Annotated in this window: 16 protein-coding genes and 2 pseudogenes; 11 read left to right on the top strand and 7 right to left on the bottom strand. The window is 72.8% G+C overall.

The window, feature by feature from the left end; genetic code table 11:
- Positions 1 to 86: 86 nt before the first annotated feature.
- From ACFUK0_RS12060 to ACFUK0_RS12045, 4 genes and pseudogenes are all read left to right on the top strand, one after another.
- Positions 87 to 296: pseudogene (locus ACFUK0_RS12060) on the top strand (GNAT family N-acetyltransferase); the annotation flags it as partial.
- A 104-nt stretch (positions 297 to 400) separates the two neighbouring features.
- Positions 401 to 1240: a signal peptidase I gene (gene lepB, locus ACFUK0_RS12055; RefSeq protein WP_380248893.1), complete on the top strand. Its 840-nt coding sequence runs from the start codon at positions 401 to 403 to the stop codon at positions 1238 to 1240.
- 108 nt (positions 1241 to 1348) lie between these two features.
- Positions 1349 to 1771 carry a (2Fe-2S) ferredoxin domain-containing protein gene (locus tag ACFUK0_RS12050; protein WP_380248891.1) on the top strand — a complete coding sequence of 141 codons (423 nt, stop codon included), beginning with the start codon at positions 1349 to 1351 and terminating at the stop codon, positions 1769 to 1771.
- A gap of 146 nt (positions 1772 to 1917) precedes the next feature.
- Positions 1918 to 2175: a hypothetical protein gene (locus tag ACFUK0_RS12045; RefSeq protein ID WP_380248890.1), complete on the top strand. Its 258-nt coding sequence runs from the start codon at positions 1918 to 1920 to the stop codon at positions 2173 to 2175.
- Between the two features lie 16 nt (positions 2176 to 2191).
- Here ACFUK0_RS12045 and ACFUK0_RS12040 read toward each other — a convergent pair whose 3' ends face one another.
- A complete protein-coding gene (locus ACFUK0_RS12040; protein WP_380248888.1) occupies positions 2192 to 2848 on the bottom strand; it encodes a ThuA domain-containing protein in 657 nt (218 codons plus the stop codon).
- Between the two features lie 258 nt (positions 2849 to 3106).
- On the opposite strand from ACFUK0_RS12040, the gene ACFUK0_RS12035 reads away from it, so the two are divergent.
- On the top strand, positions 3107 to 4765 hold the full coding sequence (locus tag ACFUK0_RS12035; protein ID WP_380248886.1) for a fibronectin type III domain-containing protein: 1659 nt from the start codon (positions 3107 to 3109) through the stop codon (positions 4763 to 4765).
- Positions 4766 to 4868: 103 nt separating this feature from the next.
- Here ACFUK0_RS12035 and ACFUK0_RS12030 read toward each other — a convergent pair whose 3' ends face one another.
- The 3 genes from ACFUK0_RS12030 to ACFUK0_RS12020 are packed head-to-tail and all read right to left on the bottom strand — an operon-like array spanning position 4869 to position 7017.
- Positions 4869 to 5357 carry a peroxiredoxin gene (locus ACFUK0_RS12030; RefSeq protein ID WP_380248884.1) on the bottom strand — a complete coding sequence of 163 codons (489 nt, stop codon included), beginning with the start codon at positions 5355 to 5357 and terminating at the stop codon, positions 4869 to 4871.
- Positions 5358 to 5409: 52 nt separating this feature from the next.
- Complete coding sequence (locus tag ACFUK0_RS12025) at positions 5410 to 5748, bottom strand: YnfA family protein (RefSeq protein ID WP_380248882.1); 339 nt, start codon at positions 5746 to 5748, stop codon at positions 5410 to 5412.
- A gap of 57 nt (positions 5749 to 5805) precedes the next feature.
- Positions 5806 to 7017 carry a pyridoxal phosphate-dependent aminotransferase gene (locus ACFUK0_RS12020; RefSeq protein WP_380248880.1) on the bottom strand — a complete coding sequence of 404 codons (1212 nt, stop codon included), beginning with the start codon at positions 7015 to 7017 and terminating at the stop codon, positions 5806 to 5808.
- 93 nt (positions 7018 to 7110) lie between these two features.
- On the opposite strand from ACFUK0_RS12020, the pseudogene ACFUK0_RS12015 reads away from it, so the two are divergent.
- Together ACFUK0_RS12015 and ACFUK0_RS12010 are read left to right on the top strand one after the other, a co-directional pair.
- Positions 7111 to 7467: pseudogene (locus tag ACFUK0_RS12015) on the top strand (winged helix-turn-helix transcriptional regulator); the annotation flags it as partial.
- A gap of 49 nt (positions 7468 to 7516) precedes the next feature.
- Positions 7517 to 8011 carry a DUF3291 domain-containing protein gene (locus tag ACFUK0_RS12010; RefSeq protein ID WP_380248878.1) on the top strand — a complete coding sequence of 165 codons (495 nt, stop codon included), beginning with the start codon at positions 7517 to 7519 and terminating at the stop codon, positions 8009 to 8011.
- A gap of 56 nt (positions 8012 to 8067) precedes the next feature.
- Here ACFUK0_RS12010 and ACFUK0_RS12005 read toward each other — a convergent pair whose 3' ends face one another.
- Genes ACFUK0_RS12005 through ACFUK0_RS11995 form a run of 3 tightly spaced genes read right to left on the bottom strand, consistent with a single transcriptional unit; the run spans position 8068 to position 10231 of the window.
- The gene (locus ACFUK0_RS12005; protein WP_380248876.1) at positions 8068 to 8460 is read right to left on the bottom strand and encodes a VOC family protein; all 393 of its coding nucleotides are present in this window, start codon (positions 8458 to 8460) and stop codon (positions 8068 to 8070) included.
- Between the two features lie 42 nt (positions 8461 to 8502).
- Positions 8503 to 9576 (bottom strand): tetratricopeptide repeat protein, encoded by a 1074-nt coding sequence (locus tag ACFUK0_RS12000; protein WP_380248901.1) that lies wholly within the window; start codon positions 9574 to 9576, stop codon positions 8503 to 8505.
- Between the two features lie 19 nt (positions 9577 to 9595).
- Positions 9596 to 10231, bottom strand: a complete 636-nt coding sequence (locus ACFUK0_RS11995) for a hypothetical protein (protein ID WP_380248874.1) — start codon at positions 10229 to 10231, stop codon at positions 9596 to 9598.
- A gap of 171 nt (positions 10232 to 10402) precedes the next feature.
- Here ACFUK0_RS11995 and ACFUK0_RS11990 point away from each other — a divergent pair, with 171 nt between their 5' ends.
- The 4 genes from ACFUK0_RS11990 to ACFUK0_RS11975 all read left to right on the top strand — a co-directional run bounded on the left by ACFUK0_RS11990 (position 10403) and on the right by ACFUK0_RS11975 (position 16141).
- Positions 10403 to 11206, top strand: a complete 804-nt coding sequence (locus ACFUK0_RS11990; protein ID WP_380248872.1) for an SGNH/GDSL hydrolase family protein — start codon at positions 10403 to 10405, stop codon at positions 11204 to 11206.
- A 196-nt stretch (positions 11207 to 11402) separates the two neighbouring features.
- A complete protein-coding gene (locus tag ACFUK0_RS11985; protein ID WP_380248870.1) occupies positions 11403 to 14297 on the top strand; it encodes an N-acetylmuramoyl-L-alanine amidase in 2895 nt (964 codons plus the stop codon).
- A gap of 249 nt (positions 14298 to 14546) precedes the next feature.
- The gene (locus ACFUK0_RS11980) at positions 14547 to 15659 is read left to right on the top strand and encodes a hypothetical protein (RefSeq protein WP_380248868.1); all 1113 of its coding nucleotides are present in this window, start codon (positions 14547 to 14549) and stop codon (positions 15657 to 15659) included.
- On the top strand, positions 15656 to 16141 hold the full coding sequence (locus ACFUK0_RS11975; protein WP_380248866.1) for a hypothetical protein: 486 nt from the start codon (positions 15656 to 15658) through the stop codon (positions 16139 to 16141). Before ACFUK0_RS11980 ends, ACFUK0_RS11975 begins: the two co-directional genes overlap by 4 nt.
- The last annotated feature ends 13 nt before the right edge of the window (positions 16142 to 16154 follow it).

Here is a 16154-nt window from a genome sequence, read left to right as displayed (position 1 = left end):
ACCGGCTCGCTGTCCACGGCGTCGTCGCTGGTCTCGACCCTCGGCACGTGGCTGAGCGCCATCGTCCTCGCCGCATCGTTCGCCGGCCCTGCCGGACGGCTCACCTCGCCGTGCTGACCGCGCCGGGTCTGCGGGGGCGCGGCCTGGCCCGCCTGACGGGTTCGGCGGCGGCCGCGCACGCGCTCGCCGCGGGCCTGCTGCCGCAGTGGCGGGCCCGCGGCCCGGCGTCGCGCCGGGTGGCGCGTGCCCTGGGATTCCGTGAGCTGGGCGCCCAGCTCAGCGTCGAACCCGGGTGACTTGAGCCCGGCCGGGCTCCCGGGAACTCCGGTGCGTTGGATACAGCGTGGGGGCGGCCCATGCGCGCCCCCGGCGCGCGCCGCGCGGCGTGGAGGAGAGGGTCATGGGGAAGCGCAACTGGTGGAGAGTCGCGGGGCGGGGAGCGCGGGGCGGCGCGGAGCAGCCCGCCGCGGGGCGGGCGCGCCGGCCGCTCTGGCAGGAGATCCCCGTCCTGATCGTCATCGCGCTGGTGCTGGCGTTCGGGATCAAGACCTTCGCTCTGCAGGCGTTCTCCATCCCGTCCGGCTCGATGCAGAACACCCTGCAGAAGGGTGACCGGGTACTTGTCGACAAGTTGACGCCCTGGTTCGGCTCCACGCCGTCGCGCGGTGACGTCGTGGTCTTCCGCGACCCGGGCGACTGGCTGAGGGACCAGCCCGCGCCGCGCGCGAACGCCGTCCAGAAGGCCCTGAGCCTGGTCGGCCTGATGCCCTCGGCCGACGAGCAGGACCTCATCAAGCGGGTCATCGCGGTCGGCGGCGACACCGTGGACTGCAATGCCGGGGAGCCCGTCCGGGTCAACGGCGTGGCGCTGGACGAGCCGTACATCTACCCCGGCGCCACGCCCTGCGACAACTACCCGGTCGGCACCGTCACCGTGCCCGCGGGCCACCTGTGGGTGATGGGCGATCACCGCGACGGCTCCGAGGACTCCCGCTACCACGAGCGGCAGACGGCGGGGGACGGCTTCGTACCGCTGGACGACGTGATCGGGCGGGCCGTGGTGGTGGCCTGGCCGCTCGGCCGCTGGGCGACCCTGCCGGAGCCCGACACCTTCGGGCAGAAGCAGCTCGCCGCCGCCCCGGCGGCCGGACCGGCCACCGCGGCCGGCCCCGGCCTGCTGGCCCTCGTGGGGGCCCTGCCGCTGGCCGCCTGGCACCGGCGGCGCCGCGGCCGGGCCTGACGGCGGCCGCCCCGGGGCCTGCGGGACCCCCGGACGGTGCCCGGCGGGCGGGGCGCTACGGTGATCATCGCCGCAGATCACCAGCACCACAGCGCACCAGGGAGCCCGATGAGCCGCCGAACCCGCCCGGAAAAGGACAAGGACAAGGACAAGCCGGCCGCCTCCTCCCCGGTGACCGTCACCGTCTGCCGCGGCTGCTGCTGCGGCACCGACGCCAAGCACCCGGGCGTCGACCACGCCGCCCAACTGGTGCGGCTCCGTGAAGGCGTCGGCGACGGCGGGCAGGTCCGGGCCGTGAAGTGCCTGGACGCCTGCGCCCACTCGAACGTCGTGGTGGTCAGCCCGTCCGCCGAGGGGCGCCGGGCCGGTGGCCGGCCGGTCTGGCTCGGCTGGGTGCTCGAGAACGACATGCTGGACGAGATTTCCGACTGGGTGCGGGCCGGCGGGCCGGGCCTCGCGGACCCGCCGGGCACCCTGGACCTCCAGGAGTTCGCGGTCTCCCGCCGACTGCGCGAGAGCCTGCCGGGCTAGGGCGCGTCCGCCGGCCCGGAACGGGTCCGCCGACTTCGGTGCCGGGGCGGCCGTCGCGGGACTACGCTGGCAGGCGGCGCCGACGACGGAGGGACCACCATGGCCGTGATCATGCGGGACGCCGCCCACCCCGCCGGGGGGCCGCGGTGACCACCGTCTGCCGGATCTGCGCCGGCACCGGCCGGACGGCCGGCCTCAGCTGCCGCACCTGCCAGGGCACGGGCACCACCGAGGTCGGCGGCGGCGGCGGGAACTGCTTCCTCTGCGACGGCACCGGCCTGTACGTGCGCTACCGCGTCGACGCGAGCGGCGCCAAGCACGCGTACCGCGAAGAGGTCTGCCGCACCTGCGACGGCACCGGCAACCGCGCCCCGAGCACCTGGGACGAGCGGATCGCCACGTAGCGCACGGCCCCCTCCCTCAGCCGCCGAGCACGTGCCGCAGGCCGCCGAGCAGGTGCCCCCGGAAGGCCGGGTCGGCGTAGGCCTCGGGGGCGTGGCCGAGGGCGGTGTAGAAGGTCGGCACCCCGTCGTGCTCGCCGGTCCAGGCGAGCGGGTGGCCGGGGCCCATGGTGCCGCCCTCGTACCCGGTCTCGTCCACGGTCAGCAGCACGCGCGCGCCGCAAGCGCGGGGGTCGGAGCGGAAGTTGTACCACTCGTCCGTCCACTCCCAGCGGGCCGGCAGGTGTGCGGTCGCCGGGTGGGACGGGTCGGCGACCTCGACGGTGGTGCGCTGGATCGCCGGGTGGCCCTCGAAGCGGGCACCGATCAGGCCGTCGTACCAGGGCCAGCCCGGTTCGGAGGCGGAGGCCGAGTGCACGCCCATCCAGCCGTGGCCGTCCGTCAGGTGCGCGCGCAGGGCGTCCCGTCCGGCCTCGTCGAGCACGTCGAGGCCGGTGGAGAGGAAGACCACCGCGTCGTACGGCCTCAGGGTCTCCGGGCGGAAGACGGCCGGCTCCTCGGTGGCGTCGACGGTGAAGTCGTGCTCGGCGCCCAGCTCACGCAGGGCGCGCACGCCGTCCACGACGGAGGGGTGCCAGAAGGACAGGTTGCGGCTGTAGACGAGTATCCGGCTCATGGGCGTGATTCTTCCAGCCGCGCGGCGCGCGCGGTGTGCACAGGGCGCACGGAACGGGCCGGTGGGCGGCGGGCCACGGCGGGCGGCCACGGCGGCCGGACGCTGGATCAGGTACGGCGGCCGGGCCGGGGCAGGGTACACCTCCCCGGGGTACTTTGCCTGCGCATGGCCGAACTTTGGGGTCCGGCAGGGCGGCACGCCGATGGTCGTTCACCGGACGTCCGTGTGCGGGCAATCAGCCGCTGCGAAAGTCCGGGCATGGATATCCCACGCATGGGCGTGCCCGAGAAGCTCGCCGACCGTATGAGCATGGCCGAGCAGCACGACTACCTCCGCAGCCGCTTCTCCCGCCGCCGGATGCTGCGCACCGGTGCCATCACCGTCGGCGCGCTCGCGGTGGGCGGCTCGCTCGGTACCGGCAGTGCGTCCGCCGCCCCGCTCCTGGCGCAGGGCGCCACCACGGACGGCGTCGACGGCTCGCTGGTCGCCCCGATCGGTCGTCACCTCTCCTTCGGGCCCGAGCCGGACACCCAGTTCCGGGTCTCCTGGCAGGTCCCGGCGCCGGTGAAGAAGCCGTTCCTGCGCTTCGGCAAGCACCCGTGGGACCTCAGCCACAAGGTCGCCGCCGAGGTGCGCGCGCTGCACACCCCGGCGCTCGTGCAGACCGGCGCGCCGGTCGACCAGTACTACCTGCACGTCGCGCTGGAGGACCTGCAGCCCGACACCACGTACTACTACGGTGTCGGCCACCAGGGCTTCGACCCCGCCTCCCAGCAGGCCGTCTCCACCCTCAGCACCTTCCGCACCGCGCCCGCGCGCGAGCACATGTGGGGCAAGGTGTACGAGCCGTTCACCTTCACCGCCTTCGGTGACCAGGGCGTCAGCGCGCACGCGGCCGGCAACGACCACGTCATCCTGGCCCAGAACCCGGCCTTCCACCTGCACGCCGGCGACATCTGCTACGCCGACGCGGCCGGTTCGGGCCAGGACTCGGACAAGGCCGCGTTCAACGCGGCCACCTGGGACGCCTTCCTCGCCCAGACCGAGACGGTGGCCTCGAAGGTCCCGTGGATGGTCTCGTACGGCAACCACGACATGGAGGCCTGGTACTCGGCCAACGGCTACGGCGGCGAGAACCACCGCTTCTTCCTGCCCGACAACGGGCCGGACCCGCGCACCGTCCCCGGCGTCTACACCTTCCGTTACAAGAACGTCGGCGTCATCTCGCTGGACGCCAACGACGTCTCGTACGAGATCCCGGCCAACCTGGGCATCTCGGCGGGCAAGCAGACCAAGTGGCTGGAGCGCCAGCTCAAGGACCTCCGCAACGACGAGACCGTCGACTTCGTGGTGATCTTCTTCCACCACTGCGCGTTCTCCACCACGCACCAGCACGCCTCCGAGGGCGGCGTGCGGGAGGCCTGGGTGCCGCTGTTCGAGAAGTACCGCGTCGACCTGGTCGTCAACGGCCACAACCACGTGTACGAGCGCACCGACGCGATCCTCGGCAACAAGGTCTCCAAGGCGGTGCCGAGCGGCGCCACCGTCGAGCCCGCCAAGGACGGCGTGGTGTACGTGACGGCGGGCGCGGCCGGCCGCAGCCTCTACAGCTTCGACGCCCCCGACACCTACGAGGGCCACGAGAACCGCCAGGACTCGGTGAACACCTACCACTTCGCCGCGGGCGGCGTGAAGGTCACCGAGACCGTCGAGTGGTCGCGGGTGCGCTACACCGGCTACTCGTTCATCCGGGTCGACGTCACCCCGGCGCACCTGGGCCAGAAGTCCTCGATGAAGGTGACCGCCCTCGCCGAGGACGGCACCCAGGTGGACAACTACACCATCCTGCGCAAGGTCGGCGAGGGCTGGGACAGCCGCACGGACGACGACGGCGAGGGCGGCGGCTGGGGCTGGTAGCCCGGGTCCGCCCGCCGCACCGACCGGAGCCGCCACGACGTCACGTCGTGGCGGCTCCGTCCGGTGCGGCTCCCTCCGGCGGGTGGCCGGGAGCCCGGGTGGGTCAGGACTGCAGGGCGGCCAGCTGCTCGGCGAGGGTGTCGCTGTGCTGGAAGGTCAGGCCGGCCAGGGCGACGTGCTTCCAGCGGACGGCGCCGTCGCCGTCCAGGATGAAGACCGAGCGGCGCAGGCCCAGGCCGGGCACCGCGATGCCGTACGCGCGGGCGACGGCGCGGTCGGTGTCGGCGAGCAGCGGGAAGCCGAGCCGGTGCTTGCGGGCGAAGCGCTCGTGGCTGTCGAGGTCCTGCGGGCTGACGCCCCAGACGGCCGCGCCGAGGTCGCGGAAGCGGTCCAGGTCGGAGGTGTAGGAGCAGAGCTGCTTGGTGCAGACGGTGGTGTCGTCGCCGGGGTAGAAGACCAGCACCAGCGGGCTGCCCTTGGCGTCGGCGAGGCGGTACTCGCGCCGTTCGGCCGTACCGCCCTCGGCGTCGAACAGCAGGCCGGGGAGGGTGAACTCGGGGGCTCGGGTGCCGGGCTCGGGTGGCTTGGGCATCGGGGGTCCTTCCGCCGTGAGGGTGGTGGTGCGGGGGGCACTGCGGCCGATGCTAGGCGTCGCCGCGTGGCCCGTACATGATGACGGCGACTCCGGCGAGGCAGATGGCGGCACCCACGAGGTCGTAGCGGGTCGGGCGGAAGCCGTCCACCACGACGCCCCAGGCCAGCGAGCCGGCCACGAACACCCCGCCGTACGCGGCCAGCACCCGGCCGAAGTCGCCGTCCGGCTGGAGCGCGGCGACGAAGCCGTACGCGCCGAGCACCAGCACGCCGATGCCGGCCAGCCACCAGGGCCGGGACTCGCGGGCGCTCTGCCAGATCAGCCAGCAGCCGCCGATCTCGGCGAGGGCGGCGAGGGCGAACAGCAGGACGGAGCGCAGCACGGTCATGGCGGTCAGCCTACGGAGCGGTCCGGCGTCCGGGCGGACCCGCCGGCCCCCAGGGGGTCACTGCCGGTAGGTGGTGAGGAAGCGGCCGATCCGGCTGATGGCGGTCTCCAGGTCGTCGGCGCGGGGGAGGGTGACGAAGCGGAAGTGGTCGGGGCGGGGCCAGTTGAAGCCGGTGCCCTGAACGATGTGGATCTTCTCGCGGAGCAGCAGGTCCAGCACGAACTGCTCGTCGTCGACGATCTTGTGGACGGCCGGGTCGAGCTTGGCGAACGCGTACAGTGCGCCCTTGGGCTTGACGCAGCTGACGCCGGGGATCTCGTTGAGCGCCCGCCAGGCGACGTCGCGCTGCTCGGCGAGCCTGCCGGTCGGCAGCACCAGGTCGTTGATGGACTGGTGGCCGCCGAGCGCGGCCTGGACGGCGTACTGCGCCGGGACGTTGGGGCAGAGCCGCATGCCGGCCAGCATGGTCAGCCCCTCCAGGTAGTCCTTGGCCCGGGCCTTGGGGCCGGAGACGACCAGCCAGCCGCTGCGGAAGCCGGCCACCCGGTAGGCCTTGGAGAGGCCGTTGAAGGTCAGGGTGAGGACGTCGTCGGCGAGCGCACCGAGGCAGTGGTGCTCGACGCCGTCGTAGAGGATCTTGTCGTAGATCTCGTCCGCGAGGACCATCAGGTTGTGCCGGCGGGCCAGGTCGAGGATGCCCTCCAGCAGTTCCTTCGGGTAGACGGCGCCGGTCGGGTTGTTGGGGTTGATGACGACGATGGCCTTGGTGCGGTGGGAGATCTTCGAGGCGATGTCGTCGAGGTCCGGGTACCACTCGGCCTCCTCGTCGCACAGGTAGTGCACGGCCTTGCCGCCCGCGAGGCGCACCACGGCCGTCCAGAGCGGGAAGTCGGGGGCGGGGACGAGCACCTCGTCGCCGTCGTCGACCAGCGCCTGGACGGACATCTGGATCAGCTCCGAGACGCCGTTGCCGAGGTAGACGTCGTCCACCGTGACGCCGTTCACGCCGCGCTGCTGGTAGTACTGCACGACCGCCCGGCGGGCGGGCAGGATGCCGCGCGAGTCGCTGTAGCCGTGCGCGTTGGAGAGGTTGCGGACGATGTCCTGGATGATCTCCTCGGGCGCCTCGAAGCCGAAGGTCGCGGGGTTGCCCGTGTTCAGCCGCAGGACGGTGTGCCCGGCCTCCTCCAGTGCGTTCGCGCGGTCGACCACCGGCCCCCGGATCTCGTAGCAGACATCCTTGAGCTTGCTGGACTGGCGGAACTCCATCAGCGGCCTCCCGACCCTCACCCTCACAACCGGTCGCTTTGTTCTACCAAGTAACCACTTGGAAAGTCCAACCTTTTGGCTATGCTGATCCCCATGTCACGCCGAAGCTACGACCAGTACTGCGCCGTCGCCCGCGCCCTGGACGCGGTGGGGGAGCGCTGGAGCCTTCTGATCGTCCGCGAACTCCTCGGTGGTCCCCGCCGCTACACCGACCTGCACGCCGACCTCCCGGGCCTGTCCACCGACATCCTCGCCACCCGCCTCAAGCAGCTCGAAGCCGACGGGCTGGTGCTGCGCCGCAAGCTGGAGCGGCCCGCCAACGCGGTCGTCTACGAGCTCACCGAGCAGGGAGTGACGCTCCGTCAGGTCGTGCTCACGCTGGCCGAATGGGGCACCGGCCTGCTCGGCGAGCAGCGCCCGACCGACGCCGTCCGCGAGCACTGGTTCAGCGGACGGAAAGCAGCGGACACCGCGCCGGCCGGCGACTAGGGTCGGACGTATGACGACCACCACGACCACGGACGCGCCGAAGCCCACCGCCCCGGCGTACCAACTCGCCCAGGTCAACATTGCCCGGATGCTCGAACCCCTCGACAGCCCGCTGCTGGCCGACTTCGTCGCCGGCCTCGACCCGCTGAACGCCCTCGCCGACGCCGCCGACGGTTTCGTCTGGCGACTCCAGGGCGACGAGGGCGACGCGACCGCCTTCCGGGTCTTCGAGGACGACTGGCTGCTCCTCAACATGTCCGTCTGGCGCGACCCCGCCGCCCTCGACGCGTACGTCTACGACCCGGCCCACCGGGCGCTGCTGAGCCGTCGGCGGGAGTGGTTCGCCAAGCCCGCCGAGGCGATGGCGGCCCTGTGGTGGGTCCCGGCGGGTCACATTCCGACCCCGAAGGAGGCCGAGGAGCGCCTCGTCCTGCTCCGCGCCGAGGGCCCCACGCCGGAGGCCTTCACGCTGCGCCAGGTGTTCCCGGCACCGGTGACGGGCTGACGGTCGCGCTGCTGCTGCTGCTGCTGGTGCCGCTGCCGCTGCCGCTACCGCTACCGCTACCCGCGCAGGGCCAGCCACTCCTGGAGCTCGACGAGGTTCCCCTCCGGGTCGGTGAGGTACGCGACCCGGATCCGGTCGCCCATCGGCGCCGGGGGCCCGCTGAACTCGGCTCCCCGTGAGACGAGTTCCGCGTAGACGGCGTCCAGGTCGTCGACCCGGAGCACCAGCAGTGCCCGGTACCCCGTCGGCTCGGCACCCAACTCTGCGAGAACGTGTGCCAGTTGGGCGCGGTCCTGCAGCGCGACGGCGGCGTTGCCGCTGTCGGGGCTGAGTTTGGCGTACGGGCCGTGCTCGGCCTCGAACTGCGGCTTGAGGCCGAGCACGTCACGGTAGAAGCGGTACACGGCGGGGAAGTCGGTGACCAGCAGGCGTACCTGGGTGAGTTCCATGACCCAACCGTACGGCGGCCGGGAGCCCGGCCTGCGAAGAGGTCAGGAGCCGCCCGGCCGGTCCTGGGGATCGGGCCGGCGGCCCAGCCAGTCGGGCATCGGATCACCGGTGAGCCGCTGGAACTCCGCGGCCACCTCCGCCGGGCTCTCGGCCCAGGCGTGGCGCAGCGAGTCGGCGGCGATCCCGAACAGTTGGCCGTGGTCGTACTCCTGGCTGATGACCAGTGCCTCGACCAGAGGCGCCGTCGCCCCGACGGGATCGCCGGCCCGGCGGGTGAAGTTCCCCAGGTTGACCAGCACTTCGGCGAGCTCGACGTCGTAGCCCTCCGGATCCTCGACCGCGAGCAGCCGGTATGCCGCGGCGGTGCGGGTGATGGCCTCCACCGCCTCGTCCCGGCGGCCCGCCACGGACAGATCGACGGCCTTGTTGTTCAGTTCCGCGGCCCGGGCGGGCACCTGGGCGGCCGACCGGTCGCAGCTGTGGTCGTCGGGGTACTTCTCCCGGAGTACCGAGACCCCGTACAGGATCTCGGCGAGCAGTCCGGCGGCGTCCGCGTACTGGATGTAGGAGCGGAGATAGGGAAGGTAGTTGGGCTCCACCTCCAGTGCGTGGTCCATGAGTTCGACGGCGTGCTCCGGGCGGCCGAGCCGGGCCAGGGCGTAGGCGGTGTTGTTCAGCGCCACCGTGTGGTCGGGCCGCTCCCGGAGCACGATCGAGAGGGCGGAGACGGCCTCCGCCCAGCGCTCCTCGGCCAGGAGCTGCTGGGCGGCCAGCAGATGAGGGCTCGGCTCCGCCTCGAACGGCCCGACGTAGTCCTGGAGATGAGCCGGTGCGCCGGGCAGCGAGATCTGCCTGATGTTGGGGACCACTCCCAGTCCGAGCAGGCCGGCGACCGACTTGGCGGCGAGTTCGCGTTTGAGTTCCTCCCGGCCGGCCTCCGGGTCGCGGTAGATCGCCAGCACGCTCAGGCAGAGGCCGGATCTCCGGTTCCGCAGCAGATGGACGAACTTCGAGGCCCCGGCCCCGACCTGTTCCCCGACGTCGTACCGGCAGCCGTCGATGACGACGGTCTTCCCCTCGTACTCCTCCGGGTCGTGGCTCTCCGGATCCAGCATCTCCACCGATGGCCTCCGACTACAACGCGCTTCCGCCGGCTGCGGAGAGCTGAAGGTAGAGCGGCGTACCGAAGATCTTCCGGTTCTCGGCCTGGAACAGTACGAAGACACCCTGCAGGGTGAGGGACAGGTCGCCGGTGAAGAACCGGTGGTTGCCCGAGTGCAGCAGGAACCTGCCGTCCGGCTCCGGCCCTTCGCTGAAGTACCGGAGAGAGCAGTCCAGATAGAGGGTCCGGTCGCCGACCGGGGAGCGGAGCGTCACGACGTCCTCGACCGTGGGGGCCGACACGGGGGTCTCGACCCGGAAGGACCCCCGGTGGAAGTAGTAGACGGAACCCGGTGGCCCGGAGGCGGGCGCCGCCCCGATGTCGGGAACGTCCCCGTGGTCGACGGCGATGTTGATCAACACGTCCGCGAGTTTCTCCACATAGGCGGTCTTCACCTTGCGCTCGCGCTGGATGACGTTCCTTCTGCCGTACGTGATGCCGCCCTTGAACAGGCTGACGATCTGCCCGAGCGACAGGCCGGCCTGGAGGTCCGCGGTCCGCGACCTCTCGTCGACCACCTGCTCGGTCACCTCGTCGAGCCCGTCCGGATGGAGCTGCAGGTAGAGACTGTCGATCTTCGACCGCGACAGATAGCAGATGTAGTCCAACGATCCCCCCCCATGGCAGGCCGTACCGGGTCTACCCGCGCCGGGCGCCCGCCATGCCGCCTGCCCGCCGTCCGGGACCGCATCCGCGGCCCGGAGAGCCGCCGCGGGGCCCTACCGACAAGTAGGGGCGGTCGGCCGCCACCGGCCGGGTACGCGTACGATCGTCGCGCCATGGAGAACACAGCCACTTCCACCGTGAACCGCAGGTACGCCAGCTACGTCGCCGTCGGCGACTCCTTCACCGAAGGCATGTGCGACGACCTGCTCCCCGACGGCCACTACCGGGGCTGGGCCGACCGCGTCGCCGCCCGGCTGGCCGCCGAACAGCCGCAGAGCCCGTTCCGGTACGCCAACCTCGCCGTCCGGGGCAAGCTCATCGGCCAGATCCACGACGAACAGGTGCCCGGCGCCGCCGCCATGCAGAGCGAACTCGTCACCCTGGCCGGCGGCCTCAACGACGTCCTGCGGCCGGGCTGCGACATCGCGTGGGTGGAGGAGCAGCTCGGCCGGTCCGCCGCCGCGCTGCTCGCCGCCGGCGCCACCGTCGTGCTGTTCACCAGCACCGACCCGACCCGCCGGATGGCCGGCAGCGCCCGGCTGCTCCCCGCCGTCCTGCGGATGAAGGCCTTCGTGGAGGGCCTCGGCGCGGACCCGAGAGTCGCCGTGGTCGACCTCTTCTCCGCCCCCTGTTTCGACGACCGTCGGCTCTGGGCCGAGGACCGCCTGCACCTCTCGCCCGAGGGCCACCGCCGCGTCGCCGAGGCCGTCCTGGAGGCCCTCGGCCGCCCCGCCGCCTTCGACTGGCGCGCCCCGCTGCCGCCCGCCCCGCCGCGCGGCCGCGCCGAGAAGCTCCGCTCCGACCTGCGCTGGCTCGGCAACCACCTCGGCCCGTGGATCGTCCGCCGCCTCACCGGCCGCTCCTCCGGCGACGGCCGCGCCCCGAAGCGGGCGGACCTGGCGCCGTACGAGGGGTGAGCGCGGCGCCCGCGCGGGGTGGAGCCGCCCGGTCGTCGGTCCACGGACCGGCTCGGCCCGGGTGAAGGTCCGTCACCCGCCTTTGGTACGTTCCCCATCGAGATGTGATCCGGTCGAACAGGGAAGCTCGGGGGACTCGTTGACTCATCGGACTCGTAGGACGAACCTGCGGTCGCCGCTCCGCGCGGCGGCCGCCATGACGGCCTCGGCGGCCGTGCTGGGCCTCGCCGTGGGGGGCGGGACGATCGCGGCGGCAGCGCCGGCGCAGGCGGCTCCGCCGGGGCTGCAGGCGCAGTTCGCCGCCGCGGCGAAGGAGTTCAAGGTCCCCGTCGGCCTCCTGCTGGCCGTCTCCTACCAGGAGACCCGCTGGGAGTCGCACCAGGGCCGGCCGAGCACCACCGGCAACTACAACGTCATGGGCCTCACCCAGGTCGACCTGGCGGCGGTCGCCGCGCTCCAGGCCGCCTCCGAGCCGGAGGCCGACCTGCGCGGAGACGGCGAGCCCGCCGCGAAGGCCAGGCCGAAGCCTGTCCCGGCGGCGCCGGTGGACAGCCCCGCGCTGCACACCCTGGACGCGGCGGCCGCCCTGATCGGCCGTCCGGCGGCGGAGCTGCGCGAGGACAGCCTGCAGAGCATCCGGGGCGCGGCCGCGCTGCTCGCCAGCCAGCAGCGCAAGGCCGAGGGCCGGCTGTCCGCCGACCCGGCCGCCTGGTACGGCGCGGTGGTCGGCTTCAGCAACGGCGGTACCGGGGGCCAGGAGGCCTCCGAGGGGCGGGAGTTCGCCGACCGGGTGTTCGGCACCCTCAAGGTCGGCGCGGCCCGGGTCACCTCCGAGGGCCAGCAGGTGACCCTCGCGGCCGACCCGGCCGCCGCCGCGCACAGCCCCGCTGTGGACCGGGGGGTGGAGCGCCAGCCCGCCTCGCGGGGTGTCACGCGGAGCGCGCTCACCGCTGCGGCGACCGACCCGATCGAATGCCCGAGCACCCTGGGCTGCGACTTCCAGCCGGCCGCGTACGCGCAGAACAGCGCCGACGTGAACGACTTCGGCAACTACTCGATGGCCGCCCGCACCGGCGCGGACATCGACTACATCGTCATCCACGACACCGAGGGCGGCTACGCGGGCTCGGTGGCGACCTTCCAGAACCCGGCCACCCTGGCGAGCGCGCACTACCTGCTGCGCTCCAGCGACGGCCACGTCACGCAGATGGTGGCGGACAAGAACGTCGCCTGGCACGCCGGCAACAAGACCCTCAACATGCACAGCGTGGGCATCGAGCACGAGGGCTACGCGCTGAGTGGGGCCGGCTGGTACTCGGAGCAGCTGTACCAGTCGTCGGCGACCCTCACCCGCTACCTGGCCGACCGGTTCGGGGTCCCGCTGGACCGCCAGCACATCATCGGCCACGACGAGGTGCCGGGCCCGATCCAGAGCTCGGTGAGCGGCATGCACTGGGACCCGGGCACGTTCTGGGACTGGAACCACTACATGGACCTGGTCGGCGGGCACGTCTCGCCGGACCAGGGCTACGTGGTCGGCGGCCGGGTGACCATCAACCCGCCGTTCTCCAACGCCTACCGTCCGGTCGTCAACAACGTCCCGGCCCAGCCGGCGAACTTCGTCTACCTCTACAGCTCCCCCGGCGGCCCGCTGATCGGCAGCGGCACCCAGAACGCCTCCGACTGGAGCGACAAGGCCGTGGCCGGCGGCAGTTATGTGGTCGCGGGCATCCAGGGCCAGTGGACGGCCATCTGGTACAACGGCCAGAAGGCCTGGTTCTGGAACGACGGCACCATCGCCGCGGCCGACAACCGGCAGGGCCAGTACGTGCTCACCCCGAAGGCCGGCCTGAGCAGCGTCGCGGTCTACGGCCGCTCCTACCCGGAGTACGGCGCCTACACGGCGGCCGGCGTCCCGGCGCCGGATCCGAACATCGTGGCGCTCACCGCCACCCTGCCGGCCGGCCAGTCGTACGTCCCGGCCAGTACCACCCCGGTCGCCGGCGACTTCTACTACGCCCCGACCGTCGACGGCAGCGCCGCGCACGACCGCACCCTGGTCACCGGCGGCGTGACGTACTACCCGATCCGGTACAACCACCGGCTGGCCTTCGTCTCGGCCGCCGACGTCGAGCTGGTGCCGGCCCAGACCGACGTGCTGGCCGGCGGTGAGCGGGTGCAGCTGCTGGCGAAGACCACCACCGGCTCGTTCAACGCGGGCGCCAACTACACGCGCGGCGTCTGGGAGACGTACCACGCGATACCGGCGGCCGGCCCGACGGCGGATGCGAACCAGACCTTCGCCCTGCTGTACATGGGCAGCCAGCTGCACGCGGTGACGGTCGCGGCCGGGCACGTCTTCACGGCCGACCGAAACCTGTACACCGGTGAGTGGACTCCCTGGACCGACCTTCAGGGTGCGGGCCTGGCCGGTACGCCGCCGGCACCCGTCACCGAGGTGAGCGTCGCCGCCACCGGCACCAGGATGCACGTGGTCGCGGTGTCCGGCGGCCGGCTCCTGGAGGCGACCGCCGACTACGGCGCGGGCCGCTGGTACCCGTGGGGCGACGTCTCCGGCGCGCTCGGCCTGCCCACCGGCGCGCTGAGCAAGGTCGCGGCGGCAGCCACCGGCAACGTGCTGCACATCGACGGCCTCGGCTCCGACGGCCGGATCCACGTCGCCGACGCCGACTACAGCCGGGGCACCTGGAGCTACGGCGACGTCACCGCGGCGGTCGGCCCGCTGACCGGTACGGTCACCGGCCTCGCCACCGTCTCGGTCGGCACCAAGCAGCACCTGGTGGCCCTGGTGGACGGCAGGGTCAAGCAGGCCACCGCCGACTACGCGGCCGGAGCCTGGAGCGGCTGGGGCGACGTCTCCGGCGCCACCGGGCAGAGCGCCCCGCTGACCGCGCTCGCCGCCACCTACACCGGCAGCAACCTGCGGCTGTTCGGCGTGTCCGGCGGGCGGGTCCTCAACGCCAACGGCGACTTCTCGGCCGGCCGCTGGTCGGCCTGGATGGACACCGAGGCCACCGGCGCGGCCGGCCCGATCAGCCCGGCGAACACCGTGGCGGTGGCCGGCAGCTGACCGCCCCCGCCCCGTACGCAGCGCTGCCCCGGACGAGTGCCCGTCCGGGGCAGCGCTGCGTTCGGACGGCTCCGCAGCTCGCCGTCGGCACCCCCGTAGGGCGCCTGGGCCGTGGTCCGGGGCGGCCGCCCGCCCGGCCCGGGCGCGGGTGGCGGCCGGGCCGGGATCCCCGTGCGTACGCCTGGTTCGGCGGTCACCAAGGTCATGTAGAGTCGCTCGGCATCGGACACCGCGCACCCAGGGGGATCAGTGCCGGAAGGCCTGCTCGTGCACCTCGTCGACCAGTTCGTCACGCGCCGGGAGCAGGTGGCGACCTGGGGGCTGTCCTACCTGGCCCGCGAATACGCGCCCGTGCGGCAGGTGCTGGGAGCGATGTCCGCCGTTCCGCCCGCCGATCGCGACCGGGTCGTGTACCGGCCGGAGGGGCGGGACGCGGCGGCCGAGGGGATACCCGACATCGTCGGGGAGTACGGCGGGCGGCGGTGGGTGGTGGTGGAGGGCAAGTTCTGGGCGAAGCTGACCGACGCGCAGCCCTGCGGCTACCTCCGGGGTGTGGCGGAGGGCGGGGTGGTGCTGTTCCTCTGCCCGGGGCCCCGGATCGAGGCGCTCTGCGAGGAGCTGGCCGCCCGGGTGCGGGCCGAGGGCCTGGGCTACGACGAGTTCACGCCGGACGGCACCGGCTTGCACGTGATGACCACGGCCGGGCTGCGGCACCTGGTGGTGGCGTCCTGGCCCGAACTCCTGCGGCGGGTCCGTGAGACGGCGGGCGGGGAGATCGGGCGGCTGGAATTCGAAGTGGAGCAACTGGAGGGCCTGGTGAACCGGTTGGAACGGGAACTGGTGGAGTGGACGCGCGCCGAACTGGAGGAGGGCGTCACCCGGGCCACCTTCCGTAAGGCCGTGACGACGGCGCAACTGCTGTTCGACGGACTCCACAAGGACGCCCGGGTGACGAAGAAGGGCCCGTCCGACTGGGTGGACAAGAACGGCGTGTACTTCCGTGCCCGCTACACCGTCAGCCCCACGGTGCAGGTCTTCGCCGGTTTCGAGCCCGAGCAGTGGTCGCCCGAGCTGCCCACGCCGCTCACCTTCGGCATCTGGAGCCCGGACGTGCCCCAGGAGGACAAGCCGGCGGTGTACCGGGCGTACGCCGAGGCCGCCCGCCGGATCTGGGTCGGATCCGACTTCCCGGAGCTGGAGTTCACCCCGGCCCCGCCCTCCGCGAACTGGTGGTGGGGACCCGTCCCCGTTGCTGCCGACCGGCCGGCGGACGAGACCAGAGCGCGCCTTCCCGAGGCGCTGGGCGAACTGCTCGACGCACTCCGCGAGGTGCAGTCGCCCTTGGGCCGGCAGGCACCGTGAGCTTCTCGTCCCAGGCCGGGCGGGTCCGCGACCGCGATCTCCCCCACGGGAGGCGCTACAGCGCGCTGAGATGCGCGGTCGGCGAGTACTGCCCCATCGGGTTCGACGCGACCTGGTCGTATCTGGAGACGGCCGGCGACCTGCGGGCCGACGGAGCAGCCCTGCTGCGGGCCCTGGACATGCTGGAGCTCAGCCGCGCCGCCTGGATCGCCGGACTCGACGCCTTCGCCACCCGCCGTCGTGCGGAGAAGCGACAGCACCGGAAGACACCCTCGGCCGAGGACCTGCGTCGGCTGTACGGCTGCGGTTGGCCCGGGCCGGAGGGACATCGGGTGACCGTGCGCGAGGTCGGCCTGCTCTGGGGCGCACACACCGCGGCTCAGCTCCCGGAGCTGCCACCGACCGGCCACGGTCCGCCCGGGGCCTGCGGGTTCCGTCGGGAGAACCCGTTCGACGGTGGGGCCGGTCCGATGGGAAGCTGATCCGCTGGTCATC

The sequence above is a fragment of the Kitasatospora sp. NPDC057223 genome (assembly GCF_042669755.1).
Taxonomy (GTDB): Bacteria; Actinomycetota; Actinomycetes; order Streptomycetales; family Streptomycetaceae; genus Kitasatospora.
Note: the sequence above shows the minus strand (reverse complement) of the source record. Positions and strands in the feature narration are given on the sequence as shown.

What these genes read in the sequence shown, in the direction of transcription:
- ACFUK0_RS12030 (WP_380248884.1), bottom strand. Translation starts at nt 5,357, where the DNA reads ATGCCCAAGCCACCCGAGCCCGGCACCCGAGCCCCCGAGTTCACCCTC.
- ACFUK0_RS11990 (WP_380248872.1), top strand. Translation starts at nt 10,403, where the DNA reads ATGGAGAACACAGCCACTTCCACCGTGAACCGCAGGTACGCCAGCTAC.
- ACFUK0_RS12025 (WP_380248882.1), bottom strand. Translation starts at nt 5,748, where the DNA reads ATGACCGTGCTGCGCTCCGTCCTGCTGTTCGCCCTCGCCGCCCTCGCC.
- ACFUK0_RS12040 (WP_380248888.1), bottom strand. Translation starts at nt 2,848, where the DNA reads ATGAGCCGGATACTCGTCTACAGCCGCAACCTGTCCTTCTGGCACCCC.
- lepB (WP_380248893.1), top strand. Translation starts at nt 401, where the DNA reads ATGGGGAAGCGCAACTGGTGGAGAGTCGCGGGGCGGGGAGCGCGGGGC.
- ACFUK0_RS12050 (WP_380248891.1), top strand. Translation starts at nt 1,349, where the DNA reads ATGAGCCGCCGAACCCGCCCGGAAAAGGACAAGGACAAGGACAAGCCG.
- ACFUK0_RS12020 (WP_380248880.1), bottom strand. Translation starts at nt 7,017, where the DNA reads ATGGAGTTCCGCCAGTCCAGCAAGCTCAAGGATGTCTGCTACGAGATC.
- ACFUK0_RS12010 (WP_380248878.1), top strand. Translation starts at nt 7,517, where the DNA reads ATGACGACCACCACGACCACGGACGCGCCGAAGCCCACCGCCCCGGCG.
- ACFUK0_RS12035 (WP_380248886.1), top strand. Translation starts at nt 3,107, where the DNA reads ATGGATATCCCACGCATGGGCGTGCCCGAGAAGCTCGCCGACCGTATG.
- ACFUK0_RS11985 (WP_380248870.1), top strand. Translation starts at nt 11,403, where the DNA reads ATGACGGCCTCGGCGGCCGTGCTGGGCCTCGCCGTGGGGGGCGGGACG.
- ACFUK0_RS12000 (WP_380248901.1), bottom strand. Translation starts at nt 9,576, where the DNA reads ATGCTGGATCCGGAGAGCCACGACCCGGAGGAGTACGAGGGGAAGACC.
- ACFUK0_RS12005 (WP_380248876.1), bottom strand. Translation starts at nt 8,460, where the DNA reads ATGGAACTCACCCAGGTACGCCTGCTGGTCACCGACTTCCCCGCCGTG.